The sequence below is a fragment of the Vibrio sp. 1727 genome (genome assembly GCF_033344415.1).
Taxonomy (GTDB): domain Bacteria; phylum Pseudomonadota; class Gammaproteobacteria; order Enterobacterales; family Vibrionaceae; genus Vibrio; species Vibrio alginolyticus.
Genome location: NZ_JAWPOT010000035.1, coordinates 1 through 18,302, shown reverse-complemented (window position 1 = coordinate 18,302; position 18,302 = coordinate 1). Strand labels below are relative to the sequence as shown.

16 protein-coding genes and 1 pseudogene are annotated in these 18,302 nt (G+C 43.9%); all 17 read left to right on the top strand.

The features are described from left to right. Positions 1 to 62: 62 nt before the first annotated feature. The gene (locus R8O10_RS22305; RefSeq protein ID WP_206625958.1) at positions 63 to 602 is read left to right on the top strand and encodes a hypothetical protein; all 540 of its coding nucleotides are present in this window, start codon (positions 63 to 65) and stop codon (positions 600 to 602) included. Position 603: 1 nt separating this feature from the next. After that, complete coding sequence (locus tag R8O10_RS22300) at positions 604 to 1,911, top strand: HipA domain-containing protein (protein ID WP_206625957.1); 1,308 nt, start codon at positions 604 to 606, stop codon at positions 1,909 to 1,911. Between the two features lie 61 nt (positions 1,912 to 1,972). Further along, positions 1,973 to 2,176, top strand: a complete 204-nt coding sequence (locus R8O10_RS22295; protein ID WP_206625956.1) for a hypothetical protein — start codon at positions 1,973 to 1,975, stop codon at positions 2,174 to 2,176. A 155-nt stretch (positions 2,177 to 2,331) separates the two neighbouring features. Further along, positions 2,332 to 2,694: a transcriptional regulator gene (locus tag R8O10_RS22290; protein ID WP_206625955.1), complete on the top strand. Its 363-nt coding sequence runs from the start codon at positions 2,332 to 2,334 to the stop codon at positions 2,692 to 2,694. 163 nt (positions 2,695 to 2,857) lie between these two features. After that, entirely contained in the window at positions 2,858 to 3,448 is a 591-nt protein-coding gene (locus R8O10_RS22285; RefSeq protein ID WP_206625954.1) for a recombinase family protein, read from the top strand. Between the two features lie 54 nt (positions 3,449 to 3,502). Beyond that, positions 3,503 to 3,955 carry a hypothetical protein gene (locus R8O10_RS22280; protein ID WP_029854401.1) on the top strand — a complete coding sequence of 151 codons (453 nt, stop codon included), beginning with the start codon at positions 3,503 to 3,505 and terminating at the stop codon, positions 3,953 to 3,955. Next, positions 3,952 to 6,123, top strand: a complete 2,172-nt coding sequence (locus tag R8O10_RS22275) for an ATP-dependent DNA helicase (protein ID WP_029854403.1) — start codon at positions 3,952 to 3,954, stop codon at positions 6,121 to 6,123. Before R8O10_RS22280 ends, R8O10_RS22275 begins: the two co-directional genes overlap by 4 nt. A 404-nt stretch (positions 6,124 to 6,527) precedes the next feature. Then, complete coding sequence (gene csrD, locus R8O10_RS22270; protein WP_005381201.1) at positions 6,528 to 8,537, top strand: RNase E specificity factor CsrD; 2,010 nt, start codon at positions 6,528 to 6,530, stop codon at positions 8,535 to 8,537. A gap of 11 nt (positions 8,538 to 8,548) precedes the next feature. Next, positions 8,549 to 9,995: pseudogene (locus R8O10_RS22265) on the top strand (MSHA biogenesis protein MshI). Next, entirely contained in the window at positions 9,992 to 10,642 is a 651-nt protein-coding gene (gene gspM, locus R8O10_RS22260; protein WP_005381197.1) for a type II secretion system protein GspM, read from the top strand. Before R8O10_RS22265 ends, gspM begins: the two are co-directional and overlap by 4 nt. Then, entirely contained in the window at positions 10,635 to 10,967 is a 333-nt protein-coding gene (locus tag R8O10_RS22255) for a hypothetical protein (protein ID WP_005381196.1), read from the top strand. Before gspM ends, R8O10_RS22255 begins: the two co-directional genes overlap by 8 nt. A gap of 20 nt (positions 10,968 to 10,987) precedes the next feature. Further along, positions 10,988 to 12,628, top strand: coding sequence for a pilus (MSHA type) biogenesis protein MshL (gene mshL / locus R8O10_RS22250; protein ID WP_005388471.1), 1,641 nt, complete (start codon positions 10,988 to 10,990; stop codon positions 12,626 to 12,628). 44 nt (positions 12,629 to 12,672) lie between these two features. Further along, positions 12,673 to 13,518 carry an ExeA family protein gene (locus tag R8O10_RS22245; protein WP_318191743.1) on the top strand — a complete coding sequence of 282 codons (846 nt, stop codon included), beginning with the start codon at positions 12,673 to 12,675 and terminating at the stop codon, positions 13,516 to 13,518. Further along, on the top strand, positions 13,515 to 14,609 hold the full coding sequence (locus R8O10_RS22240; RefSeq protein WP_318191742.1) for a tetratricopeptide repeat protein: 1,095 nt from the start codon (positions 13,515 to 13,517) through the stop codon (positions 14,607 to 14,609). The genes R8O10_RS22245 and R8O10_RS22240 overlap by 4 nt, the downstream gene beginning before the upstream one ends. After that, positions 14,606 to 16,330, top strand: coding sequence for a GspE/PulE family protein (locus R8O10_RS22235; protein ID WP_005381188.1), 1,725 nt, complete (start codon positions 14,606 to 14,608; stop codon positions 16,328 to 16,330). Before R8O10_RS22240 ends, R8O10_RS22235 begins: the two co-directional genes overlap by 4 nt. A gap of 8 nt (positions 16,331 to 16,338) precedes the next feature. Continuing rightward, on the top strand, positions 16,339 to 17,562 hold the full coding sequence (locus R8O10_RS22230; RefSeq protein ID WP_005381186.1) for a type II secretion system F family protein: 1,224 nt from the start codon (positions 16,339 to 16,341) through the stop codon (positions 17,560 to 17,562). Between the two features lie 3 nt (positions 17,563 to 17,565). Further along, on the top strand, positions 17,566 to 18,027 hold the full coding sequence (locus R8O10_RS22225) for a hypothetical protein (RefSeq protein ID WP_017821318.1): 462 nt from the start codon (positions 17,566 to 17,568) through the stop codon (positions 18,025 to 18,027). Positions 18,028 to 18,302 lie beyond the last annotated feature (275 nt).

Here is an 18,302-nt window from a genome sequence, read left to right as displayed (position 1 = left end):
CGGCATATAACTCCACGGATTATAATCCTCAAATTCATCAATAAAGGCCGTTTTTTGAACACATGAAGATAAAGATCAGAAAAGAGTTATTTCTCGCCATTTATTACAATGAACATTTCTCTGCTAATGACTTAACGTCCTTTCCAATAGACTGTGATGAAAAAGAATACTTATCGGATGAATACGTCGAAAAAAAGTTGAAGGAGATGTCGCTTATCGGTGCAGTCCTTTCGTGTGGTTTCGATAAGCATGGTGATGAAGAATTTTCCAAAGGTTTTATGTTTAACCATATCGACTGGGAGGTCGTAGATTACGACAACTACAGTGAGGACTCCAACTACCTTTCTCTTAAAAAAGAAAGCCTTTTGACGATTTTGCAAGATAAACAGTCAGAGCTGTCAGAGTCCTATTCTCTTCACAGCAGGGCATGGAGGCATTTCAATCGGTTGTGTGCGCAATACTCCGAGCTTAGGCCATGCATAGAGCAATACATCTCAGAGCATGACAATCGTAGATTGGATCTCAAAGCCGAAATGCTGGCAGTAGAAAATGCAATTACCTTCTACAAAAACACAGCTCAATTAGAAGAAAGTGGGAGCTAATTTGCATAATTCTATAGTTTACGCACATGTCACAAATAACAACATGCTCGTGGGGCAGTTTGTCCAACAGTCGAAGACCTACTGGTCATTTTCGTATTCTGAACAATGGTTAGCATATGATTCAGCTTTCCCGATCTCGTTAAGCCTGCCGCTTGTAAAGGGAGAATGTTCATCATTTAATGCACTGAATTTTATTCACAACCTGCTTCCTGACTTGAAAGAAGAACGATTAAGTCTGGCTCACTCGGTCGGTGTGCAATCCCAAGATGTATTCACCTTACTCTCAAAAATTGGTCACGATTGCACGGGCGGTATTTCATTTACTGAGAGTAGGGATACGCCAAAGATAGGGTGGAAATATCGAGAGATCTCGGCAAGTGAATTAAATGAACTCGTTACCCAGCGTAAGTCATTTCTTCCATTTTTTGGGGATTATCGACCTTGCATTTCGGGAACACAGCGAAAAACAACTCTAACTAAGTTGAATGGTAAATGGTATGTACCTCAAGAGAAAACACTAAGTAGCCACATTATCAAATATCCAATGGATGCGATTGCGCAAAGCAACTCGGTACTAGATATGAGCAGCAGTGTTGAGAATGAATTCATCTGTACTCAAATTGCGAAGAAACTTGGCTTTAACGTTCCTAATATAGAGATAATAACGACTGAATCAGGAGCTAAAGCCCTTGCTGTGGAACGGTTCGACCGATGTTTTGGTAACGGAGCTGTGACTCGTAGACACCAAGAAGATTTCTGCCAGATTTTTGGTGTACCTGAACATCAAAAATATCAATCGGAGAACAACCTAGGTGTCTCCAAAATTGTTGATGTTTTAAGTCTCTCTGCGCAAAGCGAGGCGAACAATCATGACTTTTTTAAGTTCATGGTTTTACAGTGCCTTCTTGGTGCCACTGACGGTCATCTCAAGAACTTTTCCGTGCATATTGCTCCTGGCGGACACTATCAGCTCGCACCGTTCTACGATTTGCTATCAGCTTATCCTGCCGTCGGTGCCTCTGGGTTAAATAAGCGAAAGTTAAAGCTAGCTATGGGACTGAAAGCATCACGAGGATACAAATACCATATCAACAAAATTTGCTTACGCCATATAGAGCAGACAGCTGCTCAGTTCGGTATCAGCAATGCGAACTGCCATGAAATCGTCTCTACCTTTCTCGCTCAATTTAGTAGCGCACTTAGCTCCATAGACAAAAGATTCCCTGGACAGGAGTTCGCGTTAGTAAAGGACGCAATATTTCAACATGCCACTGAAATCGTTGAAAAGTTAAACAGAACAATTAAGTAAACATCTGGGGTAACAATTGTTGCCCATGTTGTAAACATACTCGTTAGCAGTTAGGGGAAATATGGCTGAAACCACGACCAATGGAAGTAACACGACTCTTGATTTGAGGCAGTCTTTCGCTCTGTTAAGTGTCGATAAGAATGGAATCGTAACGATGAAATTTGGAGATGAAGTAACGGTTTTTATGAACGACAAATGCCCAGCAATCACGACCGACTTATTAAAAGTGATTGCGTCAATAAAAAACGGGAGTAGCCAGCAATGAAGCGCGAAAAAGAAAAGATCCGTGGTCTGACAGAAACTTCGTGTAAGAACCACTTCTGTTGATTGCTTCTTCCCAAGAAATGAAAAAAGAATTAGATGTGATCGTCGGCGATTATTTAGTCGATTTAGATGGCGACTATTAGGAGTGTGGATGGTATGAAAGCAAAAATCGGTATTCTATCAGAAGAGCTTGCTCGTAAGCGTATGGTTCGTATTGCAGAAGGAAAAGTGACGTCTGAAGAACCTTACCCTCAATTTTTGTTTGAGTCACTGGCTGCGCTTTCACAACTGTTGTCTAACGAAAATGTTGAACTGTTGAATTTGATTGCTCGCGAGAAGCCAAACAGTCTTGATGAACTTGCTGAAATGAGTGGGCGCAGTATCAAGGATGTTACTGATGCTTTCGAAGCTCTTTCATCTAAGGGCTTTGCTTATCTAGATGTGAGGGGAATGGAATCTCGACCAATAGCGTTGTTTACGAAGTTCGAGATCGTCATGGGCAACAATTTTACCCTTTGAAAAGTGTTTCAAGTACCGTGTAGTTCTTTCCGTTTTTTGATGTAAATAAAACGAAGGTTTGTGTTACATCTCCTTTCTCATCATATTTTAATGAATATCCTTCCATTTTCCGTAACAAAACTCGTAAACTAAACTATGTAACATAAACGCATGGGAGTGTTTCATGATAATTGGATATGCGAGAGTAAGCACTACAGATCAAAACTGTGATTATCAGATTGATGAACTAACCAAATCTGGCTGTGAAAAAATCTTTATAGAAAAGGCTTCAGCTAAGACCAAAGATCGCCCTGAACTTACTAGATTACTAGACTCCCTTCGCCAGGATGACATAGTTGTAGTTTATAAACTCGATAGGCTTGGACGCAGTCTTAAAGATCTTATTACTTTGCTTGAGATGTTTAAGAGCAACGGAGTTCAGTTTAAATCATTGTCCGAAAACATTGATACAACAACATCTACAGGGAAGCTAGTGTTTAACGTGATTGGAGCTATAGCTGAGTTTGAGCGAGATATTATCGTGGAAAGAACCAAGGCTGGACTTAAAGCTGCAAGAGCGCGAGGCAGAAAAGGTGGCAGGAAGCAAAAACTCACAGATAAGCAAATTAAGCTCGCGAAATCGATGCTACAAGATCCCTCAGTACAAAAATCTGATGTGGCTAAGCACTTCAATATTTCTAGGCCAACGCTCAACAGATATCTAGATGCGGCACCAGATTTGGAACAAGAGAGTCTGTTTAAATCGCGTCTTTAATTTGAAATATCGGGATTTGGGGATTGGTGCAAATAGAATCTAGGAGAAGACCAGTTGAGCAAAGAGAAAGGACAAAGAAATAGAAATCTCTTCATTGCGTGGGTTGATGAAATGAAGGCCAAGAACCCTCCGAATTGGCTGGATTACTGGCATGGTGATACTTTAAGTCCCAAAAAGATAGCAGATGAGCTTGGTTTTGATTCGTCTGCATTCAAAGCATCTAGAAACAAAAAACTCTTCGAACTATTCGATGAGCTTAAGAAAGAGCTTGCAACAGAGGGGGTGTATCAAAAACGGAAAGAGAATCTGCCACTGGAAGAACAGAGCGCTGAAGTCAGGGGAGTGTTCCAGGACAATATGGACGAGGGTATAACAGATAGCATCAAGGTTCGTGACTTAAAGCGGTTCAATGCTCGGTTACAAGCTGAGAATGCAAAACTTACCGCCGAAGTCGCTAGGCTATCTGAATTTAAAGAAGTTCTCATTGAAATGGGGCTTTGGAAATGAGTAACGGTACTTTCTTGGTTCGGATTACCCAGATATATCAATATCATCCTGATAATGTTCAGTTAGGAGCTGTGTTTGTTAACCAAAACGCTGGAGCACACCGAATCGTATTGCTAACTACTCAAAACCAGCTAAATATGAAGCCGCAAGTAGGGCAGCAATGGGAGATATTAAAAGAGAATAACTATAGTGTGCGACAACAGCCAGTTAGTGTGGGTGGTTATGTGGACGTGTGGCGTTTCATGCAACCCAAACTTAAGTGTGTGATGCCTGACAATGGTATTGGTTTCGTTAACTTTTTAAGCTCTGAGAAAGAGTTTGTCGGTATTGGCAGGGTGAAAGCACAATTACTCTGGGCTGAATTCCGTAGTGACATTTTCACCATGCTCGAATGCGAAAAAGATGAACCATATAAACATGATAAATCAATAAGTAACTTTCAAGCGATCAAGGATGTTTTGAGGAGTGATGGGACGGTAAATGCGCTTTATCAAGGTTTTAGAAAATATGCCAATCTCAAGTATGCGAGCCAGTTAGTCGAGTGGGAGGTAGAAGAACCTATTCAACGTCAACTTTTTAGATTGTCAGGTAAGGATGCAATTGGATTTTTGAAAACGAATCCGTACCGCTTGTTCTCTTTGGGTATGAGATTTAGCAAGGTTGACGAGATCGCACAAAAGCACTTCAAAGTTGAACCAAGTGATGAAATAAGGCTTGCAGCTATAATTGAACAATCTTTGCGTCTATGGAGTGACAAAGGGCATACGGTTGCACTTTGGCGTGATATAGAACATACGATTCGCACCTACTTAAATAACGACAAGTTACTTATTGAAAGGGCTAAACAGTTAACTGGCGACATCATCGGTTTTGTAAAACACGATGACAAATACTACGCCTCAGGCAACTATATTTTTGAAAAAACAATAGCCAAACGATTCAGCAAACTCAGCAAGATGGGAAGCCTTTGGCGAAGTGAACTAGAGGTTGCGTTCACTACTTCTATCCCTGAAGGTTGGAAACTTGAGGAAGCTCAAGCAAGAGCTGTAAGGACAGCATTAGTCAGCCATATTTTTGCTCTCACTGGAGGTGCTGGCACAGGTAAAACGACAACCACGAAGCTTATCGTTGATGCCTATCAAAAATTAGGTTTTAGTATTTATCCAGTAGCGCTTTCAGGAAAAGCAGCTAGACGCCTTCAGCAGTCTATTGGCATTAATTGTATGACGATAGCGCGATTATTACGTAAAGACAGTATTCCAGATAACAGTGTTTTACTGATTGACGAAGCGTCGATGCTAGACGCTTACACTATGTGGCGTTTGGTTACTTTGTTCTCCGACAAGTCAAGGATCGTACTCGTGGGAGATCCTAATCAGTTACCTCCGATCAATGCAGGGTTAATTTTGCATGATGTTATTAAGAGTGGGGTAATCAATCATGTCGAACTAGATGTGGTTAAGCGACAAGGCGCTATTAGTTCTATTCCTGCGTATTCGAATGACATACGCAATGGCAATAAGCCATCTTCTTTAACGACGTCTGATATTACGTTCCATGAATCAAGTGATGACCTGCTTCAGGACGCTGTGTCGGTGTATTTGAAATACGACAGGGCGATGATTGTAGCATCGACGAATGCCACCGTAAGAAATGCTAACCTCAAGTTACAAGCAGAGGTGAACCCTAATGGTCGGTTACTTGATCTAACAAATATGCCGATCACTAAAGGAAACTATGAGTTCAGAGAAGGCGATCCAATAGTTATAACCCTGACAAACTATAAATACGATGTTCAAAATGGCACTTTGGGCGTGATAACAAACGCTGAAGCAACCGAAGAGTATGCTTGTGTCATTGAGCTAGAGGATATTGGCGAGGATGGAAGCAAAAGATCTTTAAAGGTCGATTGGCAGCTATTCGAATACATAGAGCTGGCTTACGCACTAACGCTACATAAGTTGCAAGGCTCGCAAGCTGAGAATGTAATCGTGCTGCTGGAGCGAAGCTTGTTGCTTGATCGAAGTTGGCTTTATACAGCCATAACACGAGCCGAAAGTAAGGTACATATCATTGGTAAGGAGTATGACTTTCAGTATGGGATAAACAAGCGCAGTGCTTTGGATACACGCAAAACAGCTTTGTCAGAAATGTTGAAAAATGCTTAAATAGAGCTGAATTAAGTAAAAAATGCGGATGTTTTTACACATTTAGCTCGTGAAAGGTTGATTTTTCAAATGGGGTCAGTATCTCTATATTGTTGATTAATATGGAAATTTTAATTGTACTGACCCTGTTTTGGTTTTGTTTGTCTTAGTTAACCGTTTTAAATTCTGCTTATGCTTGAATCGAAAAGGCCGCGAATATCGCGGCCTTTTTTATTGTCGCAATCTAATGATCTCACAGGCTTATCTTGGCAAGGTTAGGCGTAACAATAAAACTTATCAATGAGTGTGATTTTCTTTATGCTCCAGCCTCTCACTATCAGACTAATCCGATTGTTTGATGAACTCTTATCAAGTATAAATATTTCAATAAGGTATATGATGAATAAAAAAGGAATTTGGTATTCATGAGGTATACCCCAACTCTTAAGTTAAGCACACGGCTGGTGGCCTTTGTCACCATGATCGTTATCTGCGCCATGTTTATCTTGTTTGTCGGTGGCACCCTCTCTTTTAAACGTCTTGGGCAGGAATATCTCACCCATTATTTAGAAGGGATCGTAGAGGTGGTCGACAAGGAGATGGAAGATCCTGACGCCGCTTATTCTATGCAGCGCTGGATGCCGAAAATGCTACAGGCTTCCAATATTGTCGAAATGACGTTGTCGACCAACAACGCCGTTGTTTATCGCTTCAAAGATACTTCTCATCAAATGGAAGCGTCAGTCTTGTTTGAGGCTGAGTACCAGCTGACTCACAATCAAGATTACACGATTCACTTTAAAGCAATTCCCCCTTACTTAGGTTACAGCTACTCAATGCAGGCGCTTTGGTCGATCACGCTTGCCGTTATATTGATCATCTTCTGCTTAATGCGCGGCGTAGCATGGCTTAAGGAACAATTAGAAGGCTCCGAAATGCTCGAAGAGCGAGGCAGAATGATCCTGGCTGGTAGGGTGGAGCAGTATGCCAAAGGTGACAAAAAAGAATGGCCTTACACCGCCAGTGAAGCGCTCGATGTATTAATCGAAGAGTTACAAGATGCGCGTCAAGAGCGAAGCCGATTTGATACCTTTATTCGAACTCAAACCTTCCTTGATAAGCTAACCGGTACCGCTAACCGAGTGTTATTTGATAGCAAGTTGGAATCGGCGTTACTAGAAAGTGGGGCTCGCGGCGCCGTGTTGCTAGTGCGTATTCAAGACTGGAAACTGGTTGAAGAAGAGCAAGATAAGCAAATTACGGATGAGTTTATTGTTGAAGTTGGGAGTTTATTGTCCAATTTAGTTCAACGATACCCAGATGTTGTATTTTCCCGTTATTACGATGCTGATTTTGCGCTTTTTCTACCGCACCAAAGTGCGAAAGATGTGGCTAACCTTGCCTCGCAATGCATTCGCCAGTTAGAAAAGTTAATGCCGCCAGAGCCACTTGATCCAGACAACTGGTGCCATATTGGCATCACCACTTATAAAGAAGGTGAGCGACACAGCCAAATCATTGATGAAGCCGAGACTGCTTTGCGTAGTGCGCAACTACAAAATAACAATAATTGGAGTCGCTTCAAAAAATGGAACCACGATGAAGAAGCTCGCGGAAGTGTGAGGTGGAGAACGTTATTTGACACAGCACTTACACCTGAAAGTGTGATACTCTACGCACAATCTGTGCACCCAATAAGTGACGCGACGCATAAAAAATCATTATATGAAGAGTTAACATGTCGGATTCGCGATCCTGAGAATGGGATTGTTAAAGCGTCTCGGTTCATTTCTGCGATCAGACAGGTTGGTTATGAAGCGCAAATGGATAAGTCGGTTATTAATAAATTCTTAAGAGAGTTTAAGGATAATTTTGATAACTCAAGATCGTATGCGCTCAATTTGAATGTAACGCCATTTTCTAACCGAGAGTACTTTAAATGGTTTCGTGATGAACTCTTACAGTTGTCACGTGAGCAGAGAAAGTGTCTCAGTTTTGAGTTTGTTGAAGCACAATTTGTAAGACACTTAGACTTTATGCGACCAGTCGCTAAAATGCTGGCCGGTTTAGGGTGCCACTTAATGGTTGGGCAGGCTGGGCGTACCATCGTCAGCACTCACTATTTAAAAGAAGTGGACATTCGTTACCTTAAACTTCATCGCAGTTTAGTAGCAAAAATCGACCAACGACATGAAAACCAACTATTTGTCCGCAGTATGCTAGGTGCGGCGGCAAACAGTAAAACTAAAATTATAGCAGTGGGAATTGAGAATCAGAACGAGCTCAACACATTAATTGAGCTCGGGGTTTATGGTGGGCAAGGACGTTACTTTTCTGCGGAGCAGCAGTTTCTTCCTCGTCCCCAAGCGTTGCCGAATTCTCAATCAGAATCCCAAGTTAAATTGGGAAGACGAAATCGCTGGCGGAAAAAATAAAGATAATAATCATGGATTTCAAAGCACTATTCGACAAGCTTAAGCGATCATCTAGTGGTGATCGCTCCTGCTTTTTGGTTATTCAGCCAGACGCCGTTTATTTATCATCTTCAATCAAAAGTAGTCGTCCATACCAATTTGATATTTCTGAGTCCAATTGGGAAAAAGCCGTCGAGCAAGCATTGAGCGTTGCAGCGAGTGCGTATGATTCATTAACGGTTGTTCTTTCTCATAACTATTACCAGATGTACCAAATCGACAAACCGGTCATGCCGCGTCAAGAATGGCCAGCCGCATTACCGTTTTTGTTGAAAGAACTGATCTCTGAGCGTGCCATCGACATTATTGCCGATGCGGTCGAGTTACCGAATTTAACCAAAGTGCAAGCATACGTCTTATCGCGAAAAAATATTGGATAAGATTGTGTTACTGGCCAGTCGAGCCCAGTTACCATTAGAAGCCATTCTTCCTGAAGACGATATTTGGGGAGAGACTGCGGGTGAACTAGGAAACTTCCTATTATTACAACGCAGTGTGCGTGGTCATTTCCGTATAAGCGCTTTTGTCGAAAATACTATTGCGTTCCACCGCTCTATTCGCAGTGTGACGCCACCGTTAACGGGGGTTCCGTCTAGCGATTTACAGATGGACAGTCTGTCGTTAGAACTGCAACGTTCGATTGACTATCTTTCATCTCAGTTACGCCACGTGCAATTACATCAATTGAAAGTGTGCTGTGATGAAGAGGATGAGAGCGAGCTTGTTCAGGCTCTGAACTACCGTTTAAGTACTAAGGTTTCACCGTTATTACCACCAGAACATGAGCTATCAGGACATGTTTTGGCTGACACTGCGGCTACTTCAAATACTCGACGCGTCAACTTATATCCCGATTACTTAAAGCCGAAAAAAGAGCTCCTGACGCTAAAAAATATCGCGTTATCTTGGGGCGTTGCGGCGGCTGCAATTCTATTTTCTTACGGTTATGTCACTTGGCAGAGCAGCGGTTTGGAAGATGAGATTGCTATTGTAAAAAGTAAAGGCGATATCATGAAGTCAGAGCTTGAACGTTATCAAGTCAAGCTACGTAAGCATCAACCTGACAATAATAAGCTGGCAGCTAAAGCCCGCTTAGAGCGTGAAGTCAAGGCGAAGCGAGACTCGCTTAAAGCTGTCGGGAAATACGATGACTCGCAACGCACGGGTTACTCTGGCGTGATGCAATCATTAGCGAAGCTAGGAAACCAAGAAATTTCTTTGTCCGAAATTCGAATCAATACCCATACCTTAGACCTGAAGGGACTAGCGAAAAAACCGAGCTCAGTGCCCAATTGGGTCAGCCAATTTAAAAATGAAATTAGCTTGGTTGGCCGAACGTTTGATGACGTCAAAATAGGTCGAAATGATAAGGATATTGTGACGTTTGAACTAAAAACGCGCGAGGATAAAGAGAAATGAACGAATTCTGGCTCTCATTAGAAGGGCGCTTTGGCGAAATGAGTACGCGTGAAAAAGTGCTCACCGCATTGTGCGGTTTAGTTGTCGTGATCATGTTGCTCTTTACGCTGGTATTGGAGCCAAAGCTTAACGAGATCATCAGTAATGAGAGGCAACTAAGTAATTTAAAGCAAGCCAATCAAAAGATTGAAATCGATACGCTACGTATTCAGGCGCAACTTAAGAAAGATCCAAATGCTGAGATTGATCGCGCGATATCTAATCTGTTAGCTGAGAGTCAGCATCTTTCGATGCAATTAGCGGAGATCATCGAGCATCTTATTACACCTTCGCAAATGGCTGAGCTGCTTGAAAATGTGTTGGAGCAGCAAAGTGGCATTCACCTTTTGTCTCTGCAAACCTTGCCATCTGAGCCAATAACGGAAGATAAAGAAGCATCGCAATACTCTGGTTACTACGTGCATCCTGTTCGTATGGAACTGACTGGTGACTATTTTTCTATTGCTAATTATCTGAATAAATTGGAGAGCCTTCCTGCGAGTTATTACTGGCGCAGCTTTAGTTATAAAGTCGAAGAGTACCCGAAAGCGAAGCTTGTGTTAGAAGTCTACACACTAGGATCTAGAGAGGAGTTTATTGGTGGTTAACAAACTCATCATCTCATTGCTTGTTATGGCAGCGGCAGGAACCGCTTGGGCAAACCAGGACCCAACGGCCCCACTTGGTTGGGAAAAGCCAGCGGTTGAAACGTCAGCGAAACCAAAAGTTAAACGGTATCGACTGCCTAAGCTCAACAGTATTGTGTGTAAGCCAAGTACTGATTGTATCGCGATTATGGATAACAAACTTGTCGAAAAAGGCGAGCTATTTAAGGGTTATCGCGTCGCGAGCATTAATAGTGAATTTGTAACTTTAAAGCGTGGTAACCGTCAGTGGGACCTAGAGCTTTTTGATTTAAACGTAAAACAATAATAACCAGAGCCCGATCAGATATGCGCAAATTAGTTGTAGGAATAACGATTGCTTCTTTAATGGGATGTTCAATGGGTCATCGGAATCCAGTGGAAGTTAAAGAAGCGCTCAATGAATCGATCAATCAAGCGAACAGCCGCACATTGGAAGAAATCCCTTCTTCTGTTGAGGCAGACTTGATGCCAAATTTAGACTCGAACGTTGCATCAGAGCAAGGCACCTCGAAGCGTTTTCGTATTCAAGCGAATGCGGTCGATGCAAGAAGCTTTTTCGCCTCGTTGGTGAAAGGCACAGAGTACAGCGTGGCGATTCACCCATCGGTACAAGGTAATATCACCGTCAACTTGTCAGATGTGACATTGGATGAAGTTCTGAATGTCGTACAGAATATGTATGGCTATGACGTGGTGAAGTCTGGCAAAGTTATTCAAATCTACCCAGCAGGTATGCGTACTGTGACCATTCCAGTCGATTACCTACAGTTCAAGCGTTCTGGTCGCTCGTTAACCAGCATTGTTACGGGCTCTGTAACCTCGGCTGGTACGTCTAATTCTGGTGGTAGCTCAGACAGTTCTGACTCGTCAGACTCTAACAATGGAAACAACAACGATAGCTCAACCACATCTACGGGTGGTACACGCATCGAAACCATCACTGAAAGTGACTTCTGGCCTATGCTACAGCAAGCCGTTGCGAATCTAATTGGTTCAGGCAAAGGGCAAAGTGTGGTTGTAACGCCACAAGCGGGAGTTATTACGGTTCGAGCATTTCCAGATGATATTCGCGAAGTACGCGAGTTCTTAGGTGTATCGCAGGAGCGCATGCAGCGCCAGGTCATTCTTGAAGCTAAAATCCTAGAAGTGACGTTGAATGATGGCTACCAACAAGGCATCAACTGGTCAAACTTATCGGCATCAATTGGTAACTCGGGTAGTATCGTAGTCAACCGCCCTGCGTCGACATTACCACCATTGGATGCGATTGGCACGCTATTGGGCGGTCAAACTAACGTGACTATTTCGGATGGTAACTTCAATGCTGTATTGAGCTTCATGTCTACGCAAGGTGACTTGAACGTCCTTTCGAGCCCTCGTATTACCGCTGCCAACAACCAAAAATCTGTTATCAAAGTGGGTACCGATGAGTACTTTGTTACCGAGCTATCGAGCAATGCAGGCAACGGTGAAAACTCAAATGCGGTTCCTGAAGTGGAACTGACGCCATTCTTCTCGGGTATTTCCCTTGATGTGACTCCGCAAATTGATAACAAAGGCAATGTGTTCCTGCATGTTCACCCCGCAGTTATTGAAGTCACGGAAGAAGTGAAGCAATTGAACTTGGGCGGAGATTTCCAAAACATCCAACTGCCATTAGCGAAAAGCTCTATTCGTGAATCAGACTCGGTTATTCGTGCTAAAGATGGCGATGTTGTGGTTATCGGCGGGTTGATGAAACAGCAAAATCGTGAGCTTGTTTCTAAAGTCCCATTTTTGGGCGATGTACCAGCACTGGGGCATTTGTTCCGCAACGTGAATAACGTAACTGAGAAAACAGAATTGGTCATCTTGCTAAAACCGACCGTAGTTGGCGTGAACTCTTGGCAGAAAGAGCTAGAGCGCTCTCGTGATCTGCTGCAAGAGTGGTTCCCAGATGCGCAATAAGCGCTGGGAAAGGTTCTGTTTTTTAATAGGTTTGTGATTCGAGTATGTACTTGTCCCACTTTGGATTCCGAGTTCAGCCTTTTTCGTTAACCCCAAATACAGAAATGTTCTTGGGGTTAGTCCCTCACTATGAGGCGATCCAAACCATCCTAGCTGCCGTGCAAATGGGAGAAGGGGTGATTAAGGTGACGGGAGAAGTCGGCACTGGAAAAACCATGGTATGCCGTAAGCTGATCGAGCAGATTGAATCTGAAGTTGAGCTTATTTACTTACCCAATCCAGTGTTGAATGGGGAACAGTTGCAGTTTGCTGTCGCCAGAGAGTTGGGTATCGAGAACGATGATCCGCTGCGTATCGTTTCCCTCATTCAAGAGCACTTGATTCAAGTACATGCCTTGGGAAAGAAAACCGTCTTGATCGTTGATGAAGCGCAAGCTCTTTCCCCACAAGCTTTAGAAACATTACGTCTATTTGGCAACTTAGAAACGGAACAAGATAAGCTCATTCAATTGGTGTTATTCGGACAACCTGAGTTGGATGAAAGATTAGCTAACCATGAGCTAAGGCAATTTCGTCAACGCATTACGTTTAGTTGCCAGTTACGTCCTCTCTCTATCGATGAAGGCGTGGCTTACATCAATAATCGTTTAGATAAAGCAGGCAATGGGGCGCACATTTTTTCTATTGAACAGAAAAAAGCGATTTGGCGTTCATCCATGGGGATTCCGCGCTTGATAAACCAAATTAGCCACAAGTCGTTGCTTGCTGCATTTAATGAGCGTTACACACTATTGAAAAATCATCACGTTTACGCCGCTATGCACGATACGTTTGATGCTCGTAAACCTAAGTTTAAAACACCCGTATTTTGGGGATGGAGTCAACCTTGAGTGCCATCAATAAAGCATTATCAGAACTTGCTGAAAAAACATCGCCGTCAGAGCTTACTCATGCGGAGATTCCAAGTGTCTCACGCAGTAAACCTTGGCTTTGGCTTGTCGCCGGTTTTTCGTTAAGCCTTGCGGTTGGTAGCTGGGCGGTCTCTCGCGGTCCTGTCCCTTCAGGCGAGCTATCACAGTTTCAAACCGACGCTATGCCACTGTCGTCTGTGAATGTCTCACCAATTGTTTCATCGGAGCGCACTCACTCGCCAACGAGTAAAATGACGCCCGATACAACTCAAGTGGTTTACACCAAACCAGCCACACAGCCGGTAGCGCAACAGCCTCACATGCAAGAGACTGATAGGTTCACGCCAAGATCTGAGATAAATATCGCCTCTGAAGATGCAGTTTTACTCGCGCAGTTAGCAACGATGCCGAGCGAGGAGCAACACGATCACGTAACCCACACAACATCAGAAAACAGTTCAATGCGCATTGAGCAGGTTGAGCTTACTCACCGCCAATTATCTCTTAAAGCGGTTAGCCGAGCGGAAAAGGCACTCGATGCTAACGATATGCAAACGGCGTTATCGGCTTATGCCGAGGCGTTGCGTTATGAGCCAATGAATGCAGACACGCGTCAAAAGTTATCAGCGTTGTACTTTGGTAAAGGTGACACGCGTAAAGCATATGAGATTATTCAAGAAGGCATCAACCTAGATACGAACAACCAAGTACTCCGCTTGGCCTTGTCTAAGTTGTTAGTGAAAGCTAATCAACCTGAAGCGGCGCTGAGCCCGCTTGTTCATTTGCCTCCAGTACCAAGTCGAGATTACTTGGCGATGCGTGCGGCATTGGCACAAAAACACAAGCAAAATGACATTGCGCTTGAGAGCTATCAACTCCTCACTCAGCGTGAGCCGGAAAACGCGCGCTGGTGGTTAGGTTTGGCTATTCAACAAGAGCGCGCCCTGGCTTTTACTGCCGCGATTAACTCTTACAACCAAGCTCTGGGTAAAGTTGGCATTTCGAATCAATCGCAAGCATTTATCCGTGACCGTTTGAGCATCTTGAAAGAGTTGGAGAGCGCACAATGAAAATTCAGTTGAGAAAACGCTTGGGCGATCTTCTGGTTGAGGAAGGTATCGTCTCTGAAGAACAAATCCAGCAAGCACTAAACGCACAACGCAGTACCGGGCAGAAGTTAGGGGATGCGTTAATTGACCTTGGCTTTATTACTGAAAAGCAAATGTTGGACTTCTTGTCTCAGCAGCTTGGTTTGCCACTGATCGATCTTGGTCGTGCACCTGTGGATGCCGAAGCCGTGCAGATTTTACCTGAGGTACACGCACGTCGCTTACGTGCGATGGTCGTTGCTCGAAATGGGGACACACTGCGCGTTGCTATGAGTGACCCTGCGGACTTGTTCATCCAAGAATCATTGATGAACTTGTTAGGTCAATACAACCTTGAGTTCATTGTGGCTTCAGAGCGTCAGCTTATTTCAAGCTTTGACCGTTATTACCGCCGTACTAAAGAGATAGCCTCCTTTGCTGAACAGCTGCATGAAGAGCATAAAGATGTACAAAGCTTTGATTACGGTATTGATGAGGCCGATAGTGAAGAGGTTACCGTTGTAAAGCTGGTTAATTCCATGTTTGAAGATGCGGTACAGGTTGGAGCTTCGGATATTCATATTGAGCCAGACGATCAAGTGTTGCGTTTGCGCCAGCGTATTGATGGCGTATTGCATGAAACGCTCTTAAATGAAGTGAACATTGCATCGGCTTTGGTTCTTCGACTGAAGTTGATGGCACACCTAGATATTTCTGAAAAGCGCTTGCCACAAGATGGCCGATTCAATATCAAAGTTCGTGGCCAATCAATTGATATTCGTATGTCGACGTTACCAACGCAGTACGGAGAATCTGTGGTAATGCGTCTGCTTAACCAGTCCGCAGGTTTGCGTCCGTTAGAAGAGTCGGGCTTGCCGCCAGACTTGCTTGCTCGCTTACGTCGACAGTTGGCGCGTCCGCACGGCATGATTTTGGTTACCGGGCCGACAGGTTCAGGTAAAACCACCACGCTTTACGGCGCATTGAGTGAGCTCAACGAACCTGGGAAAAAGATCATTACAGCAGAGGACCCGGTTGAATATCGTCTGCCTCGCATCACTCAGGTACAGGTTAACAGTAAGATCGATCTAACTTTCTCGCGTGTTCTTAGAACCTTTTTACGTCAAGACCCAGACATCATTCTTGTTGGTGAGATGCGTGATCAAGAGACGGTAGAAATTGGTCTGCGAGCTGCACTAACGGGTCACTTAGTATTGAGCACTCTTCACACCAACGATGCTGTCGACAGTGCGTTACGTATGATCGATATGGGGGCGCCGGGTTACTTGGTTGCTAGTGCGGTCAGAGCCGTGGTGGCGCAGCGTCTTGTGCGCCGAGTTTGCCCAGATTGTAAAACAGAAGATCACTTAGATGAGTCTCGCCAGCAGTGGTTAGCTGGGCGTTTCCCAAATCAAGTTAGCACCATTTTTTATAAAGGCGCAGGTTGCCAAAACTGTAACTTGACTGGTTATCGAGGCCGAATCGGTGTGTTTGAAATGCTCGAACTTGAGCAAGAGATGATGGATAAATTGCGCGCTAATGATGCGGTTGGCTTTGCGCAAGCCGCGCGCCGCTCAGAAAACTATAAGCCACTGCTTGCTTCTGCAATGGAACTGGCGCTACAAGGCACCGTCAGTTTGGACGAAGTGATGACCCTAGGTGAGGGTGATGCTTCTGGTAAGACTGATCCCATTTTCATATAGGTAAGTGAATGCCAACTTTTCGTTATCAAGGCCGCACGCTAGACGGCTCATCCACTAACGGCAAAATCGAAGCAGTGAACTCAGAAGCTGCGGCGGAAGCATTGATGAACAAAGGGGTCATCCCGCTCAATGTACGTTTAGAGAAAGAGTCGGCAAAAAGCCAAGTGAGCTTATCTAAGCTGTTTGTGCCTGCTATTCCGTTGGAAGTAATTATTCTTTTCTCTCGCCAGTTGTTTAGTTTGACTAAAGCTGGCGTACCTTTGCTGCGCTCTATGCGTGGCTTGTTGCAAAATTGCGAAAACAAACAGCTCAAAGAGGCGCTAGAAGATGTCGTTTCTGAACTGAGTAATGGCCGAGGTTTGTCTTCTGCGATGCAGCAACACAGCAAAGTATTCAGCCCACTGTTCGTTTCTATGATCAACGTCGGTGAGAATACGGGTCGGCTTGACCAAGCGCTATTGCAACTGGCGAATTACTACGAACAGGAACTTGAGACTCGCAAACGCATTAAAGCGGCGATGCGTTATCCGACGTTTGTCATTATCTTTATCACCATCGCCATGTTTGTATTGAATATCTTGGTGATCCCTGAGTTTGCATCGATGTTCACGCGCTTTGGGGTTGAGCTACCATTGCCGACGCGTATTTTGATCGCGACTTCTAATTTCTTTGTTAATTATTGGGTGTTGCTGGTTGTGGCAATGATTGGCGCGTTTACTGTATTCAGAGCGTGGGTGGCGACGGCTGATGGTCGGGAGAAGTTCGATAAGTTTCGGCTTCGGCTGCCAATTGTAGGCGATATCGTTAATCGTGCGCAGCTTTCTCGTTTTGCCAGAACCTTTTCGTTGATGCTGAAATCAGGTGTGCCACTTAACCAGTCTTTGGCTTTGGCCGGGGAAGCATTAGGGAACCGTTTTTTAGAAAACCGAATTCTTGAGATGAAGTCCGCAATTGAAGCGGGTAGCACCATTTCAGTGACGGCCATCAACAGTAAAATATTTACCCCATTGGTGATTCAGATGATTGCAGTAGGTGAAGAAACTGGTCGTATTGATGAGTTGCTGCTGGAGGTGTCGGACTTTTACGATCGAGAAGTCGATTACGATCTAAAAACGCTGACCGCAAGAATAGAACCATTACTTTTGGTGATTGTCGCAGGCATGGTCATGGTGCTGGCATTGGGTATCTTCTTACCAATGTGGGGAATGCTCGACATCATCAAAGGCGGCTAATAGGTGGTTGAAAATCAAAGCCGAGCAACGCTTATTGTGTTTGGGGTTATTGCTACGATTATGGCGGTGGGTTTGGCGGTCAAATTACGTCCTGTGACCGAGCAAGCACAAGTAACTGGGGCTAAGTTGGCGAGAGTTTGGATGCAAGATAGTGTTCAGCGTTATCGTCAAGCTTGGCTAGTACAAGGCGAGCCAGAGCATATGCTGATGGATGGTTTTAACCTTACTATGACTGAGGACGGGTTAGTGTCTCCCTTTACTCAGCAAGGTGTATTAGATTGTGGTTATTGGCTAGCGGTGCATTACCCCCAACGTAAAATAATGACCAACAAGTTAATAGATATCAGTGGAGCCATCAAAACTGATCGTTATGTCTGTCACTACACTTATGAAAATGGTCAGTCGATTGTAGTTATCTTAACTGCTAATCAACTGAAAATAGACGTCGAAATGTCGGCAGAGTGAATTTTTTGACACCTAATCACTATAATTGGTAATGAAAGTCGGTATAATGCAATCATTACCATAAGTAACAGGCTGTAATAGTGGGTAAACAATAATGTGTTTTTCTCATTGCAGCATGAACTGAATAATGGCGAATCGTCATTCTGCTCAAGCGGTAGATACAGTATCCACTTCACGGTCAGTTTTAGTGAACGTTGCTGTCGAGTAGACGACACTTGTTACCAAGTGCCGTCCCTCTAAGAACCCAGCGTGCAACTTTCACCGCACTAGGCTCA